The sequence below is a fragment of the Paenibacillus sp. S33 genome, from assembly GCF_053615415.1.
Genome location: NZ_JBSIEZ010000001.1, coordinates 2,039,126 through 2,055,808, shown reverse-complemented (window position 1 = coordinate 2,055,808; position 16,683 = coordinate 2,039,126). Strand labels below are relative to the sequence as shown.

Genomic DNA, 16,683 nt, shown 5'->3' with positions numbered 1-16,683 from the left:
ACAAGGGGGAAACCTGGCTAGCACTGGTGAATATAACGTTCCAGTTCTGAACACGTTGCTTGATAGACAGATTGGAGCGCAGACAACTTCGCTTTCGCATTCTCGAGTCGGTTCTCCCGTGCAAGCTGTTCAATATCGGACAGCAACGAGGACAAACGTCCGACACCCAGACTCACGCTGCCTGATTTCAACTCATGAGCAGCCTCTACTACTTTTGTGACTTCGCCCGCAGCAGCCAGTTCATTTAACTTATTGATTTTGGCAGGTGTATCACTCGTATACATTTCGACCAATGACTCCAGTAGTCCCGTGCTGCCATCCTCGTCCAGCAGCATAATTTCACGTATAACTTCCTCATCCAAAATCGGCTCGGTTTCCGGCTTTGGAAGCCATTTTACAAGCTTTTCAGAGAGCTTTTCAATCGTTACTGGCTTCATCAAGTAATCGTTCACTCCAACCTCCTGGCTCCGTGCCTGATCCTCCTCGGATACATTTCCGGTCAAAGAAATGATCGGTACAGGTGGTTGCTGGTTTTCTGCTTCCCGCTGGCGGATCGCTTTTGCCGCATCATGACCATTCAGCAGAGGCATATGATGATCCATTAGAATACAAGCGTAGGATCGTTCGGAGGCCGCTCTTACAGCAGCTTGTCCATCCTCAGCAAAATCAATATGCTGGAATCCCAAGTGGTTAAGCTGCAATTGCACCACCTGCCGATTCACCCGATTATCCTCAGCCACCAAAATAGTTTGAGAATGACTATGCTCACGCAGCAACTCGCTAAATGCCTTCAAATCACCATTTTCATGCTTCTCCATTTCGTCTGCCTGCTCCGATCCTTTCATGAGGGGAATTTCAAACCAGAACGTGGAGCCTTGGCCTTCTTTACTGACGACCCCAATTTCTCCCTGCATGAGTTCCACAAATGAACTGCATATCCATAGCCCTAGACCCGTTCCTCCATATTGGGAGGCGCTGCCTTCACTGGCTTGTACATAAGGCTGAAACAGCTTATTCTGATCCTCCGGTGAAATACCAATACCCGAATCCTGCACCTCAAACCGAACACGTTGGGAATCTTTTGTTTCCTCCACCAATTTTGTTCGAATGATGAGCAATCCTTCACTGGTAAATTTATTCGCATTGTTCAACAGATTGAGCAAGATCTGCATGATCCTTGCCGAATCTCCCTCCAGATGCTCTGCCACACCGGAATCGGTCTCTATACTCAAACGGTTACCCATCTGATAGATTTGTGGCTCCAACAACTGAGCAACGTGGCTCATAATCGCCTGCACTCTGACGTTTCCGATCTCCAGTTCCATCTGTCCTGCTTCCACTTTAGATATATCGAGCAGATTATTAATCATGTTCAACAACAGAGAGGCTGACTCACGTATAACACCGATGGCCTGCCGTTGATCTGGGGAAAGTTTGGATGAACCTAACATTTCAATCATTCCAAGTATTCCGTTCATTGGCGTTCTGAATTCATGACTAACCACAGCCAGAAAAGTGCTCTTTAGGTCATTAGCCCGTACCGCTTCTTCCTTCGTCCGTGTTAATTCCGCATTGCTTTTGGCAAGCTGACGCTGCAGATTGACCAGCTCGTTGTTCATTGATGAAAATTCATTCAGCAACTTTTCTTCCTCAGCCTTGCTTTTCACAATCTCATCCGTTAATTGTTCGACCGTTTTCCGCAGGACAGCCATTTCTGCTGTCGGTTCCTTCATATTAAAAGGCCCCCTTTACAAAATGACTACAGGTTCACATAACTAACCTTATTTCCTGAGCGAAAGTAAGTCCCCTGCAACCTCCAGCGCTTCCTCCGCACCTGGTGCGTATCCGTCCGCCCCTACTACCTGCCACAAGTGGGAATCGAGATTAAAAGGCAAGCCTCCGACCATAATTTTCACATGGCTAGTCGTTGGGTCTTGCCGAATGAGTGCAATCAACTCTTTCACTAGATGGACATGGTAAGCCATGGTAGCTGAGATAGCCACCACATCCGCCTTGTAACTCACAATGGCCTGAAGCAGACTCCGGTTAGGTACATTGGCGCCTAAATAATACGTATCCCAACCATCCATTTCAAATAGATCAGCCAGCATACGCAGACCAATTTCATGCTGCTCGCTGCCTACACACGCCGCCACGAGGCAGCGTTCCTTATTTCCATTCCCCATCCATTGGGGGTACAGGCTGGAAATAATAAATTGAGTCACAGCAGTGCAAAAATGCTCTTGACCAACGGTGATTTTGCCTTCATGCCATAGACGACCTATTTCATATTGCGAAATTTGAAAAATATATTTATACGTATGTTGAATAGAGATACCCTCATCCAGCAAACGGACGATCCAATCCAAAGCCTGTCTGCGATTACCTGAGAGTAAATATTCCAAATATTGAGCCACGTCAGCAGCATAGGGATTATCATCTGTAATAAAAGAGGCATACTCCTCTTTCTTCCCTATTTGCTGTATCCCCAAATCCAGATGCTCCAGCACCATAGCTTTATCTGTATGATCGAAATGCTCTACCAACATCTCCTGGATTAATCTGAAATTGATGCTCAAATCTTCTTGGGTTATGCCGAAACCCTCCAGAAGCTTTTTTAACCAAGAAACATACTGTGTAAATAAAATAGGGCTGTTCATGATTACACTTTCAGCTAAATAGTTCAAACTATATATAGAATCCTGTTTTGTCTTTATTTTACCGTTATCCCCAAAACGCTGCAAAAGATCGGGCTGTAATTCGTATTGCTTATGGGTAACTAATTCAGCCAAAGCTCCTGCTTGCATCAATAGCGATTCACCTGCGGTATATTGCTGTATACTCATGTACAGCTCCTTCCCCGACAAGGTTTTGTATTCGAAACAGGTACTAGGAATTTGTTCCGGACGTGACTATTAGATAATTATACCTGATTTACGCCTCTACATTAACCCTACTCCCCCCAAAATACGACAAAAAAATAAAATACCGAGAAGTCGGTATTTTATCTAAAGCAGATTTAACCTGCACATGCACAATTTATGATCCGTTACTCTTCTGTCCCTCAGCCGTGAGTCCAAGCTTTTTTAACAGATGAATAGCCTGCTCCTTCTCTTCCACGGATAAGCCATCCACGGTCTCCATAATGACACGATGATGCTGCGGGAATATTTGCTCAAAGAAATGGCGTCCATCATCAGTCAATTCTGCATAAATCACACGCCGATCATCTTGTGATGCACGACGGGTAAGCAAGTTTTTTTTCTGAAGTTTATCTACCACATACGTAATATTCCCACTAGAGATTAGTACCTTTTCTCCAATCTTCTGCAAAGGCTGTGGTCCCCGATAATACAGCAGATCAAGCACACCAAATTCTGTTGTATTTAAACCATGACTATGAATGTCCCGATTCGTACGGGACGTGACCGAATTATAAGCACGAGCCAGAACAACGAACAAATTAAGCGCTAAGTCCTGATCATCTGATTTTACAGACATATTAACAGCCTCCGTTACTCATATCTTTATTCCAAGATATCTTAATTGTGCACTTTTGTCAAGTTTAAGCGTTCACTTCCCCTGTTCCTACGGCCTATAAATGGAGGACTTACCGTCTATTATGTGAAGGTTACAGTTCATTATGTAAAAAAAGCCCGCTCTCAATCAGTCTTAATGCACTGATCCAGAGAGCAGGACGATTATGTTGTAATCCCTAACTTCTTACGTAAAAACACGTAGGCAGCACGGCCGCATAATACTCCCAGAACGTTCAATATGATGTCATCTACATCCATTGTACCTGCGCCCAGCAGCATTTGGGACACCTCAAGAATGACCAGTGCGATCACTATCGTTAACAACAGACTGCCTATACTTCGCATGGACACCCAAATGATAGGCACAAGAATACCGAAGGGAATGAATACGCCAATATTGCCGAGCAAATTAACACCCCATACCCGAAAAGGAAACGACTCCATTGCCCGCCAGTATTGCCTGATCGTATCAAACGGAACAATATTATACGAATACGGGGGTCCTGGCCGTAATGTACGACCAAAACCGAGAAACATCCAATATAATAGAAACCCTGTATATAAAATCAATAACACCAACGCCATATGATGAAGCAGGCGGGTCCTAAACATTACTTGTTACGGACGTCGATCTGTCCATTGGCCCGTGCGATAATAACCTGGTCCGCCATATTAATGAACAGTCCGTTATCGACTACACCCGGAATTTGATTCAAGCGGATTTCCAACTCCTGCGGATTCTCAATCGTACCATAGCGACAATCAGCAATATAATTACCGTTATCCGTAAGGAAGCGCTCGCCGTCTTTCATACGCCACTCCGCCTTACAGCCTGTCTGCCGCAAAGCCTCCAACGTCCATTCACTGGCAAAGGGTACGACCTCAACGGGTAAAGGAAATGTACCCAGTACCTTCACATCCTTGGACTCATCGACAATAATAATTAATCGGTCGCTATTGCTTTCCACAATTTTCTCTCTCAGCAGGGCTCCGCCTCCACCTTTTACCAGCACCAGCTGCTCGTTCACCTCGTCTGCACCGTCGATGGTAACGTCAAGCCTTCCAATCTGATCAAACGGAATGATGGGAATTCCCAGCTCCCTGGCCTGATCCTCCGAAGCTTGGGATGTAGCTACAGCCTGTATATGTAATCCTTGCGCTACACGCTCACCAATTTTTTGAATAGCCCAAAAGGCTGTCGAGCCTGTACCAAGTCCTACTTTCATGCCGTCCTGAATCGCCTCAACTGCTTTTTCGGCCGCTTTTTGCTTCAAATTCATTATCATCTCTCCCGCTATATAGGCTAGTATTGATCATCATCCATTTTATAAGAGAACGCTTTATAATAACAGAGACAGCTTTTTACCATAACAAAGGCTGTTTTCATCGTGCTCATACTCCCCAAACCGTTCAATAGGTTCATATCCCCGCTTGGTATAGAGAGCAATCGCTTCAGGTTGAGCCGCTCCGGTCTCCAGTTTAATCCTTACAACTCCCCGTTTGCTGGCTTCCTCTTCCAAAAAAGATAATAGGCTCACCGCAATTCCTTGTCTGCGATAAGAGGAATCGACATAAAATCTTTTGAGCTCCATTTCTTCCGCATCTATAGGCCTAAGCCCTCCACAAGCCACCGGTTTTTCGTCCACATACACAACAGCGAAAACCATTTCTTTAACTTTCGGATTGGAAAAATCAACCAAGTAAATTTCGTCAGCAGGATACCTTTCCAGCAAGTCCTCATCCAGCCTTTGAATCAACTCATGCAGATCCTCGTGATGACTCTCAACCTTTAAAATCGTAAGCTTGGACATTCTTCTTATCCCTCTTCTCTTTGCATGGATATAAGGACTCATTTCGCAAACAATTCACAAAAACCGCGATAAATCAAGCATTTCCAACGTTAAATATGAAAAATGTCCCAAATTGATAAGTGCATTTGACTCTATTATAAAGTATGATGGTTTCTGTTGAATAGTTGCTTATGGACTGTAATAAATTCGAATTTCAAGTAGAAGTATAAATTGGAATATACTGAAACACAGATAGCGTTTACCTATTAAAAATTAATTTTTTATTGTGTAAGGTATTCATTTCAAGAGCATTTCGTACGACATATATATAGGGATATCATACTTGTCTTTAAAAGGACTTAAGACCTATTACATAAAATTCAAGGGTCTATTATCTCTATTATTATGTTTGTAAGGGGGACTTGATTATCTCATTCGATAAGCGGTTCAACACCATATACAAAAATACAACCAGGGAGTGGAACATTTTGAAAAAGTGGAGTAGCTTATCATTCTTCACCAAAAACTTATTATTATCCTTCTTCAACATCGTATTGATTGGACTAGTCCTTATTGTGTCCAGTTATTTGATCCAACGTACGATTTTGATAGACCAATTGCATGGGCAAGTGGAAAAAATCACATTGAAGTGGGCCCAGGGCATTAATTCCGATGAAGTAACCCAAGCGGTTCAAGAGAAAAATTATGATGGACCCGTTCAAACCAAACTCCGCACGTACCTAGATAACATCATGGCGACCAATCCGAATATCTCTCATGCCTATATATTCGGGACGGAGCTCGAAAACGGCAATCTAACATCTATTGTGGCGATGCCAACGGATCTCAGAGAAGCATTTGAAAAAGATAAGCTGCTCGTTGGCTCTATGTACGAGCAACCCAATGTCGTGGCAGTCGGCGTAACCGGTATGCTGGACAGTGGCAAACCAACATTCACTAGCTTCTACGATGATTCTTTTGGTACATGGACGACTTTGATGACTCCGATTAAAGATTCAAGTGGCAAAATCTTTGCATATTTTGCAGTCGATGCAGATGCTGGCGCCGTACCTGCTGGCTTAACCAAGCTGCTCATTAGCGGCGCTACCATTTTAGTGATTTTCCTACTGATCTGCCTGGCGCTTCAATATTGGGTTGTGAAGCGCACGCTGTCCCCGATTAAGCAACTGATGTACGGTATCAGTGAAGTAAGCAGAGGAAATCTGGATGTTCAAATTCATGCAGGTCATGATGATTTGGGGCTCGTAAATCAGAATTTCAACGATATGGTAAGTCATATTAACAGCATTATGACCAAAGTGAAGCAGACAACTGATGAAGTCAATGAATCTGCCAAGGAACTACTCGCAATCTGCGAACAAAACGGAATCAACTCCAACATCATCAATCAAAACATCAGTGAAATTACGGAGAATATCCGTTCGCAGGAAAAAGCAACAGGCGATAGTGCACGTGCCATGGCTGAAATGGCTTCGGTAATTCAAAATATTGCCACGAGTTCTTCCAATGTTGCGGAAGAAGCCAATTCGGTAGAGAAACGTTCTAACGAAGGCAATGAGATTGTAAGCAAGGTATCATCCCAAATGCACTTGATTACCGATACAGTCACCAATACTTCCCGTATCATCAAGTTGCTGGACAGTCGTTCGCAGGAAATTGGCAATATCATCAGTACCATTTCAGGCATCTCCAGTCAAACCAACCTGCTCGCTTTGAACGCTTCTATTGAAGCTGCGCGCGTTGGTGAAGAAGGTAAAGGCTTTGCCGTTGTTGCCAGTGAAGTACGTAAGCTGGCAGAACAATCTGCGGATGCAACCAAACAAATCACGTCCCTGATTGAAGAAATTCAAAGTGAAATCGGACAAGCTGTGAAGTCGATGGAGCAAGGAAACGTTGAAGTTCAAAACGGAATCGTCGTTGCCGGACAAGCAGGCGTGCTGTTCAATGATATTCTTCAAGCAACTAAAAATGTAGCATGGCAAATCCAAGAAGTTTCCAGCGCTACTGAGCAAATATCTGCGGGTACACAGGAAATGACCGCGACAGCAGACGATCTTTCTTCCACTGTAACCAAAACAGCCAATAACAGTGTTCACATTGTGCAAACGGTGGAGGAGCAAAAAGCTTCTTTGGATTCGATTATTGATTCATCCCATAAATTGACGTCCATGTCTGAAGAGCTTCAAGAAATTACATCTTATTTCAAAATTGCAGACACCAACCGTACCAAATCATAATAACCATTTATCAGATCCAACATTTATAAGTAAATCATTCGGTAATGCCTCCCTCCTGTTCATGCATTTGAAGGGATCGGAGGCATTTACTGAGTTTACCATTTATATTAAGACATCATACATTCAGGAGGTTAGCGTAATGGCTTCATTACTACAAAACAGCACACAGACAACCCCATCCCCATTCCTAGTTCCCTTGGATTGTGCACGTATACAACGCAAGCATACATCCTCTACTTATCAAGTAGAGTTAGAAGCGTCCATCTCGGAACAATTAAATCAGCAAAAAACTGCGGAAGACAAACAAACGTTGCTTTTATCAGCATATACTGCATGGGTATATCGCCTATCCGCAGAAGAAGAAGTTTCTTTTTCTACATTTGTGCCACAAACCGGTCTGCTTACAGCTTCGCTGACAGTCGAAAAGGAAACGACTTTTCATGAACTAGCAGACTTATTTCAGGAGATGCTCCGTGAGCCTAATGCATACCTAGCGGAACCACAAGCCGATACTTCATTTTCGGCAAATCTGCCTACGGACAGCGGAGCAGAATCCCGTATTATGGACTGGGCTGTTAGTGAACACAATGGCACTTATCAAATACAGATCCGATATGATCAATCACTCTTGCTGGAAACAACGGTTGTCCGATACGCAGAATACTTTGAAACTCTTTTGCGCGGCGCGCTAACCAACAGCCATGCACTTGTGAACTCCATTGATATATTATCAGATGCAGATCGAGCTGCTCACGAAGCTTTAAATAATACAGTCGTGAAATATCCTGAGCATCAAACTATTCATGGAATGTTTGAGGAGGCAGCTTCACAATACCCTGATCGTCCGGCTATTGCTTCCCACACTGGAGAGTACACGTACCGTGAGTTGAACGAACGTGCTAACCAAGTCGCACGTGTCTTGTTATCTAAAGGTCTTACCAAAGGTGAATTCGTGACTATCTTCATGGAACGAAGCTTGGAGACCGTTATTTCCCTTCTGGGTATCCTGAAAGCCGGGGGCGTGTATGTGCCTGTTGATCCCGCCCACCCCGCCGACCGGAGCAGCTACATTGTCGAAGACACGCGTTCTCCTTTTGTCTTAACAACTTCCGCACTCATGAAACAAGCGACTGAACTGTGCGGTTCCATTGAGACGGTAAAAGAAATTTTAGCAATTAACGGACCACTGGCAGGCTATGCTGCAAGCAATCCAAACGTTAATGTAAGTCCAGATGATCTAGCTTATGTCATCTATACATCCGGCTCTACAGGCAAACCGAAAGGTGCCCTGATCGCTCACCGCGGTGTCGTTAACCTAGGAGCTGTCGTGCAACGCGATTGCGACATTACACCTCAGGATGTATTGACCCAATTTGCAACCTACAGTTTCGATGCATCCGTTTGGGATACAATTGGAGCCTTGTTTTACGGTGCAAAATTGTACTTGCTGTCTGCCGAAGAACGTGTATCTGTTGAAGAATTCGCTGAAGCCATTGCACGTACAGGCACGACGATTATTACCATTTTGCCGACCGTATTCTTTAATCAGCTATCTACGTACTTGTCAGACGAAGGCTATCGCAAACTCGCTAAGGTACGGATCGTTACCGTGGCAGGCGAAGCGCTGTACGGCTCACAAGTTCGAGCGTTCCAAAGCAAATTCGGTACAGATACCGACATCGTAAACGTATACGGACCGACCGAATGCACCGTAGCGACGACGACCCATCGAGTCCGTGGTGCCGTGCCTGAGCATGTCGTCAATATTCCGATCGGCAAGCCGATTTACAATTACAAAGTGTATATCGTTAACGATGATAACAAGCTTTGCCCTGTCAATATTCCGGGTGAAGTATGCATTGCTACGCCTGCGTTGGCCCATGGCTATCTCCATCAGCCAGAACGTACAGCTCAATCGTTTGTGGACAACCCTTTTGTTCCAGGTGAAAAAATGTACCGCTCGGGTGATATCGCCAAGCTGCTGCCAGACGGTACGATTGAATACGTAAGTCGCAAGGATTCACAGCTCAAAATTCGGGGGAATCGGATTGAAATTGGAGAAATTGAAGACCATTTTTCCAAACATCCAGGTGTTCAGGACGTCGCTGTAGTAGCCGTCAAAGATCACACAGATCAGAACATGTTAGTTGGCTATTTTACCACTTCGGATGGACAATCCATTCCACAAGACGTTATTCAGTCTTATATTGGGGGCAAGCTGCCTTCTTATTTTGTACCAAGCCATGTCGTTCATCTGGAAGCCATGCCAATTTCACCAACTGGCAAGATCGATCGCAAAAAGCTGGCCCTGCGACCACTTCCCGAAGCGTCTGATCTTTCATTTGGCGGGGAACCTCTCCGAGAAGGAACCGAAACACTCATTGCCGAAGCATGGACTCAAGTGCTTGGTAAAAATAACATTGGCGCTACCGATGATTTCTTCCTGATCGGGGGCGATTCGCTTCGTGTCATTCATGTGCTGGCTATTCTAAAGCCGCGTTATGGCGCGCTGCGCATCGGAGATTTTTTCCGCTACAAAACCGTTCGCGAGCTTGCTGAATACGTGGAACAATTAGGTACGGAACAAACGCCGCAACGCAAGCCACTCGCGATTTCTCAAGAAAAAATGGACTTGAATGAGCATCCTATTGAGTTGTCTGGTGCTTCTGACTTAGCTGAAGTCCGCGACTTGCACGTGATTTTGTTAACCGGTGCTACAGGCTATCTGGGCTCGCACATTCTGTATGACCTACTTCAACGGACAGAAGCCAAAGTATACGCGATGGTACGCCCTTCTCAGGACGGTCCATCCGGTATCGAGCGTATTCAGTCCGTATTGACGGGATATTTTGGACAAGATATCTCCAGCTTGATTGAAGGACGGGTAAAAGCTGTCTATGGGGATCTGGAGCAAGCTGATCTGGGTCTCTCTTCCGTCGACCGCCATATGCTGGAGCACCAAATCGACGGCATCATTCACAGCGCCGCTGACGTTCGCCATTTTGGTGATTCGGCAGCCTTCGATCGCACGAATGTAACCGGAACACTGGAACTGCTGAAAATCGCTCAAGCCAAGCCAGGAGTATCCTTCCATCATGTCTCTACTATGGGAATACCGGAGGATCTTGCTAACGAAGGAAAATGGGAGTCGGCATTGGAGCTTTCTGCCTTCCCAGAAGAACTGAACGTGGACAACCTGTACACGAACAGTAAACTCGCGGCGGAGAAGCTGTTGTTCCAAGCAGCTCAAGCGGGTACGCCTGTCTCGATCTATCGCGCAGGCAATTTGACAGCCCATTCGGCCAACGGACGCTTCCAGCGAAATATCGACAGCAATGCTTATTATCGTATGATGAAGGCGATGCTGCTGCTGGGCAAAGCGCCACAAGCCGATTGGCATACGGACTTCACACCGATTGATTACGCCAGCCGTGCTATCGTAGAGCTGTCCGTTCATCAAAAAAGCGCAAACCGCATTTTCCATATCTGCAATCCGAACCCACTGCCATATGATGAACTGATCGCTATGGTAAACCAACTCGGTTACGCAGTAGAAACCCTGCCTTTTGACGATTACAGCGCTTGGCTGCTAAATCCGTCTTCCGGCATTCAGGAGGATGCCCTTCACCTTGCTATGGGACAACTGGAAGGTGACGGAGCCAAGGATTCAGCTTACCGTTACGGATGCTCTGTAACCGCAGCTCTGCTTGAACAAGCTGGCGTTCAATGCCCGGCAACCGACCTTAACTTTATTCGGAACATGATCCAGCATGCCGTCGAGATCGGTTACTTCCCGACCTCTCCATCGGTATCTGTAAAAGCAACACAGAGGTAACAAAGTTGTGATATTTCCCCCGCATGTTTTCGGTATGATAGACTAGATTTTGCTAGTTTCATATTTAGTATAAACCTCTATACTTTCAGAATTTTTTTTGCATGCGGGGGATGTCATTCAATGAAACACACTTTTTTTAAAAGAACGTTGCTAATCATAAGTTTGTTGGCTATTTTAGGGATTTTGGTGTATGAAGCACGTAGCATATACCACACACCTACAGTTAAAGGGACTCATCGTACACGTACAGCTCATGCAGATCGACTGGTACGCCATTTATTCTCACTGACGCCTACACCAGATAAAGTATATTACCAAAACAAAGTAATTGTCCTGATGTATCATGAGGTGACCAAGACTCCACCTGATCCCGGCGCTCTCAAGCTTAGTAATTTAACGAGGCAGTTGGACGAAATGAAAGCTAACGGCTTCCACTGGATCACGATGAAAGAGTATACGGATTTTATTTTACATAAAGCCAAGGTTCCTGATAATGCAGTACTTATGACATTCGACGACGGCTATGAGTCCTTTTATACGGACACTTTTCCTGTGTTGAAAAAGTACCAGGTACCGGCAACCAATTTTCTCATCACGTCCACGATCAGCAATCCCAAACATATTGGAATTCCTAAGCTGACATGGGATCAAATTCATCAGATGCATGCCGAGGGTATTGATTTTTACAACCATACCAATGACCAGCATGCTTACGGATACTCCAACACAGCGCGCACCCAACAAAAGCCACTTCTGATGGGTCCGGTGTATTCGAAAAAGCTGGGGCGAATGGAAACCGAGAATGAGTTCAAACAGCGGGTTTATACCGACTTGGGCATGGCTGACAAGAAGCTGTTCAAGCATCTACACAATGATCAGAATGTACTTGCCTTCCCTTATGGTGGGTATACCAAGGAGACGCTGGAAATTTGCCGTTCCTTGGGAATTGACGTTACATTCACGGTGAAACGGGGGATTAACTCGCCAGGGCAAACGAACGGCTATCGCGTCAATGCAGGTGGAATACACAATATTCCAGAAGTATTGGTGCAATACATGAAGGAAGGTGCCCCCCTTCGCCCACTTCCTTTTGCCCAAGGTCCCAACAAGGTATCCTAAACATTGGCTAGCTTAATAAAGAAAACAAAAGAACCTTTAAAACCATTTATGTCGTGGTTTTAAAGGTTCTTTTGTTGTATAAGATTTAGATTAGGGCCAGATACGAATTGCAGCGATAACAGCCAGATGTACCGGGTAAAAGCTACGCCACAACCAGCGCGGTACCCTATTATAAAATCCGTTTTCTCCAGTTGCAAAACATACGATCAGAATGCTGGACAGCAGACTAAAGTGTTGGAGATTCGCGTGATGCACCATATCATACACTACGTTCAAAATAAAATGGGCTACAATCATCATATATGAACGGGTGTATCGATAAATGAGAACCAACAGCAGTCCATAGGCTCCGTAATCCATCTGGCTGAGCTCCATAACCAGAGCTGAAAGGACGTACAGAACCGTTACAGCCGTCCAGTGCTTCAAGCGGGATTCAGCAGCCAGCGCGAGCAACGAGGCCAATAGCGTCCAGATTACGTTCGGTCTAAGCACATCAAACGCTAGCATATAGGGAACTTGAGATATCAGAGCCAGTCCGAGTAGACGGAGCATATAGCTCCGTATGTCTCGGGTATGAGTATATCCCAAATACAGCGCATACGCGTAGATTGGAAAAGCAAGCCTGCCGGCAATTCTCCAAGCCGGATCCGTCGGAAAAAACACAAGCCCGACATGGTCAATCAGCATCGTCAGCATGGCCAACCAGTACATATAAGGCCCCCCTTATTCAATGTTTTACGTTTTTTCTTCTGTCAAGCTCAGAATGGCGTTCATGATATCCGTTTTCGTAACCCGTCCTACCAACCCCCGAATTGGAGTTGAGGAGCTACATTGCTCGTCCAAAACTGGAAGACAATTGACCTGATGCCGAATCAGTCTCGATATCGCTTCCAGTAAAGTGTCTTCTGGAGCAAGCGTCGTCATTTGGGCCCGGCGCGTCATTGCCATGGTCACCGGGACGGTGTGAAGATCGGTATGCCCCAGCATGACCTTCAGCAAATCCTTGCGGGTAACAATCCCAATGAACTCCTGCTCCTCCCCTGTGACCATCAGCGTGCCTGTATTTTGCTGAAACAACATCAGCACCGCATCATAGGCGGTCGTGTCACCGGAAATCAAAATCGGATCGCTAAGTATATCTGCCACAGTCAGCTTTTTGAGCATGTTGCCGATATGACTATCATATTTGGGGTAACGTCCTGGCAGGTAGCCTACCTTCGGCTTGGCATCCACCAGCCCGAGCATAACGAGCAGAGCAAGGTCAGAACGGAGAGTCGGACGCGTCAGTCCCAGTGTTTCAGCAATTTTATCCCCCGTAACAGGTGCCAGACGCCGGACAATTTCAACAATTTCCCGCTGTCTTTCAGACAGTTGAATAGTGATTACCTCCTTATGGAGTGGGGTAGTATACATTATAGACGAGCATAGATCGGTAAATTTCAGCTTCTTCCGACAATTCATCAAATTTTAATCATACACAGCTTGTTTTCGAATTTAAAATGTGTCACAATTAAGAATGTAATACATACTAATTATAAGTTTAACGTGTGCAATATGCTACATTTAAATGAACTATTGTACATCGCATGTGATATGTATTATGTATTATATAAACCTGAGGAGGAAATCAAATGAAATTTTTCTTGGATACTGGTAACATTGAAGAAATCAAACGTATTGAACGTTTGGGTCTGGTTGATGGTGTAACAACGAACCCTTCACTGATCGCTAAAGAAGGTCGAGTGTTCAAGGAAGTCATTCAGGAGATTTGCAGTATCGTTGAAGGTCCCGTAAGTGCTGAGGTTATTGGTCTGAAGGCTGAAGATATGCTCAAAGAAGCTTATGATATCGCCAAGTGGGCACCGAACGTGGTTATCAAGCTTCCGATGACCGAAGACGGCTTGTACGCTTGTAACGAGCTGACCAAGAACGGAATCAAAACGAATGTAACACTGATTTTCTCCGCGGCTCAAGGTTTGATGGCAGCCAAAGCTGGCGCTACTTTTATCAGCCCATTCGTAGGACGTCTGGATGATATTGCTGTTGATGGTATGAAGCTGATTCGTGAGCTGAGACAAATTTTGGACATTCATGGTCTGAAATCCGAAATCATCGCCGCATCCATCCGTAATATTAAGCATGTAGAAGATGCTGCTCTGTCTGGTGCACATATTGCCACCATTCCAGGTTCCTTGCTCCCTTCTCTGTGGAAACACCCGCTGACAGACAGCGGTATCGAACGCTTCCTGAAGGACTGGGAAACTGTACCAAAAGCTTAATTCGCCAGTCATGGCAAACGATATTATATCAACCCAAACAGCCCGTATTTTACGGGCTGTTTTTTTATTTTGGCTTTAGTGATGGCAGACCCAAAACGCTGAACAACTTTTTTTGACAAAATAACTTGTTGTTCATATAATTGTTATAACAACTAATTAATTTCGAAGTAATTTATGTACGGGAAACAGAAAGGAGTACCTATGAATAACTTGCCTCCCGATTGTTCCATTGGGATGTTGCTCGGGATTACTCACCGCAAAATGAGTCAGCAGCTCTTGCAGCGCCTCAAACCTTATGATATTTCCCCAGAGCAATGGTCGGTTCTGTACCAAATCTATCAGGCTGAGGGTTTAAATCAGAAAGAAATTGCAGCTAAGGCCGTAAAGGACCAGCCTACCACAACTCGAATTATTGATTTGTTGGACAAGAAGGGCTGGGTACGGCGTGTGAATAGTCCACAGGATCGTCGGGCCTATTTACTTCATTTGACTGAAGCAGGCCGACAACTGGTGAAAGAGACTCTTCCTGTCGAACTTGATGCCAACCACGATTTTGTAAAAGGAATTTCCTCAGCCGATCTGAAGCAATTCCGCCAGACTCTTTTACAAATTCACGCCAACATGACCGAATCAGAAAAACAAGGAGAGAACGATTAATATGCAACAAGGCAAGCAACCTCTTTGGACCAAGGAATTTATCGTTCTTACGGTTTCCAATTTATTTTTGTTTCTGGAATTACAAATGATCGTTTCTTCTATCCCTTCCTATGTGAAAAATGCATTCCACGCCAGTTCCGTTCAGGTCAGTCTCGTTACAACCTTATTCGCTTTAAGTGCGATTGCAGCACGACTCTTTTCAGCCCGTATGCTGGAAAAAGGACACCGCAGTACCCTGATCTTCGTGGGCCTACTGTTTGCTTTGGCAGGAACGCTGGGGTACAGTGTTTCACCGACGATTACAGTGCTTCTACTCATGCGGATGTTATTTGGGATCGGCTTCGGTATGAGTAGTACGGCCTTTCCAACGATGGCCTCTGACGTCATCCCGCCCAAACGTCTCGGTGAAGGAATGGGTTTCTTTAGTCTGTCCACCAGTCTAGCGATGTCGATTGGGCCAACCATCGGCATTTCGATGCTGCAATACGGGAGTTTCAACCTGCTTGCCTATACGACAGCAGCTGTAATTGTTGTGATATTCCCGTTGGCTTACTGGCTGATTCGTACACTACCTAAGGGGCACATCGAACCACCTATGGTTCCTTTGGAAGAAGGGCGAAAACCGGCATTTAACCGTAAATTGTGGATTCCCGCCTTGTTGAACATGCTGATGTCTATCACATATGGTGGGTTACTCGGCTTTATGGCGCTTTACGGGGATGAAGCAAATCTGGCGCATCCTGCCTACTTTTTCCTGTTTAATGCGGTATCCGTGCTGATCGTGCGTCCCTTCTCGGGCCGTATTTATGACAAAAAGGGGGCAAAAGCACTGCTCATCCCCGGCTCCCTGTTTTTAATTGGCGGTCTGATCCTGCTTTCCTACGCGCACAGTGATGTCTTCATGTATATGTCTGCTCTTTGCTACGGTATCGGGTTTGGTGTCATGCAGCCGACCCTGCAAACCTGGATGATTCAGGTCGTGTCTCCTAAACAGAGGGGTATGGCAAACGGAATGTTTCTCAATTCCCTCGATTTTGGGGTTGCAGCCGGAGCGCTTATACTTGGCATTATCGCCAAAGCAAGTGATTATGCGTGGATGTACCGTCTCTCCTCGCTGTTTATTGTACTGTTCTTACTGATCTATGTCATACAAATCGTCGTAAGCCGTAAGCCTAAGACACATGTCCCTCTAGAAGGGTAAGTCTA

Annotated in this window: 14 protein-coding genes; 6 read left to right on the top strand and 8 right to left on the bottom strand. The window is 45.2% G+C overall.

Translation table 11 applies throughout. The annotated features are described in order from the left end of the window. Window positions 1–17: 17 nt before the first annotated feature. The 6 genes from ACWGXJ_RS09725 to ACWGXJ_RS09700 form a co-directional block, all read right to left on the bottom strand. Entirely contained in the window at window positions 18–1,733 is a 1,716-nt protein-coding gene (locus tag ACWGXJ_RS09725; RefSeq protein WP_452566645.1) for an ATP-binding protein, read from the bottom strand. Window positions 1,734–1,781: 48 nt separating this feature from the next. After that, complete coding sequence (locus tag ACWGXJ_RS09720; protein ID WP_452566644.1) at window positions 1,782–2,846, bottom strand: cobalamin B12-binding domain-containing protein; 1,065 nt, start codon at window positions 2,844–2,846, stop codon at window positions 1,782–1,784. A gap of 193 nt (window positions 2,847–3,039) precedes the next feature. After that, a complete protein-coding gene (locus ACWGXJ_RS09715; RefSeq protein ID WP_322172156.1) occupies window positions 3,040–3,501 on the bottom strand; it encodes a MarR family winged helix-turn-helix transcriptional regulator in 462 nt (153 codons plus the stop codon). Window positions 3,502–3,701: 200 nt separating this feature from the next. Continuing rightward, window positions 3,702–4,151 (bottom strand): VanZ family protein, encoded by a 450-nt coding sequence (locus tag ACWGXJ_RS09710; protein ID WP_254349464.1) that lies wholly within the window; start codon window positions 4,149–4,151, stop codon window positions 3,702–3,704. Further along, window positions 4,151–4,819: a ribose-5-phosphate isomerase RpiA gene (rpiA, locus tag ACWGXJ_RS09705; RefSeq protein ID WP_061831319.1), complete on the bottom strand. Its 669-nt coding sequence runs from the start codon at window positions 4,817–4,819 to the stop codon at window positions 4,151–4,153. Before rpiA ends, ACWGXJ_RS09710 begins: the two co-directional genes overlap by 1 nt. Before the next feature lie 60 nt (window positions 4,820–4,879). Next, window positions 4,880–5,350, bottom strand: coding sequence for a GNAT family N-acetyltransferase (locus tag ACWGXJ_RS09700; RefSeq protein WP_061831318.1), 471 nt, complete (start codon window positions 5,348–5,350; stop codon window positions 4,880–4,882). A 467-nt stretch (window positions 5,351–5,817) separates the two neighbouring features. Here ACWGXJ_RS09700 and ACWGXJ_RS09695 point away from each other — a divergent pair, with 467 nt between their 5' ends. The 3 genes from ACWGXJ_RS09695 (at window position 5,818) to ACWGXJ_RS09685 (ending at window position 12,541) form a co-directional block, all read left to right on the top strand. Further along, window positions 5,818–7,587, top strand: coding sequence for a methyl-accepting chemotaxis protein (locus tag ACWGXJ_RS09695; RefSeq protein ID WP_061831317.1), 1,770 nt, complete (start codon window positions 5,818–5,820; stop codon window positions 7,585–7,587). Window positions 7,588–7,726: 139 nt separating this feature from the next. Further along, complete coding sequence (locus ACWGXJ_RS09690; RefSeq protein ID WP_452566643.1) at window positions 7,727–11,422, top strand: non-ribosomal peptide synthetase family protein; 3,696 nt, start codon at window positions 7,727–7,729, stop codon at window positions 11,420–11,422. A gap of 120 nt (window positions 11,423–11,542) precedes the next feature. Further along, window positions 11,543–12,541, top strand: a complete 999-nt coding sequence (locus tag ACWGXJ_RS09685; RefSeq protein WP_446674503.1) for a polysaccharide deacetylase family protein — start codon at window positions 11,543–11,545, stop codon at window positions 12,539–12,541. A 90-nt stretch (window positions 12,542–12,631) separates the two neighbouring features. Here ACWGXJ_RS09685 and ACWGXJ_RS09680 read toward each other — a convergent pair whose 3' ends face one another. After that, window positions 12,632–13,252: a TraX family protein gene (locus ACWGXJ_RS09680; protein WP_452566642.1), complete on the bottom strand. Its 621-nt coding sequence runs from the start codon at window positions 13,250–13,252 to the stop codon at window positions 12,632–12,634. A 24-nt stretch (window positions 13,253–13,276) separates the two neighbouring features. After that, window positions 13,277–13,954 (bottom strand): CBS domain-containing protein, encoded by a 678-nt coding sequence (locus ACWGXJ_RS09675; RefSeq protein WP_446674584.1) that lies wholly within the window; start codon window positions 13,952–13,954, stop codon window positions 13,277–13,279. Between the two features lie 218 nt (window positions 13,955–14,172). Here ACWGXJ_RS09675 and fsa point away from each other — a divergent pair, with 218 nt between their 5' ends. From fsa to ACWGXJ_RS09660, 3 genes are all read left to right on the top strand, one after another. Then, window positions 14,173–14,820, top strand: a complete 648-nt coding sequence (gene fsa, locus ACWGXJ_RS09670; RefSeq protein ID WP_013309811.1) for a fructose-6-phosphate aldolase — start codon at window positions 14,173–14,175, stop codon at window positions 14,818–14,820. Window positions 14,821–15,021: 201 nt separating this feature from the next. Beyond that, window positions 15,022–15,477 carry a MarR family winged helix-turn-helix transcriptional regulator gene (locus ACWGXJ_RS09665; RefSeq protein ID WP_311082564.1) on the top strand — a complete coding sequence of 152 codons (456 nt, stop codon included), beginning with the start codon at window positions 15,022–15,024 and terminating at the stop codon, window positions 15,475–15,477. 1 nt (window position 15,478) lies between these two features. Continuing rightward, window positions 15,479–16,678 (top strand): MFS transporter, encoded by a 1,200-nt coding sequence (locus ACWGXJ_RS09660; protein ID WP_452566641.1) that lies wholly within the window; start codon window positions 15,479–15,481, stop codon window positions 16,676–16,678. The last annotated feature ends 5 nt before the right edge of the window (window positions 16,679–16,683 follow it).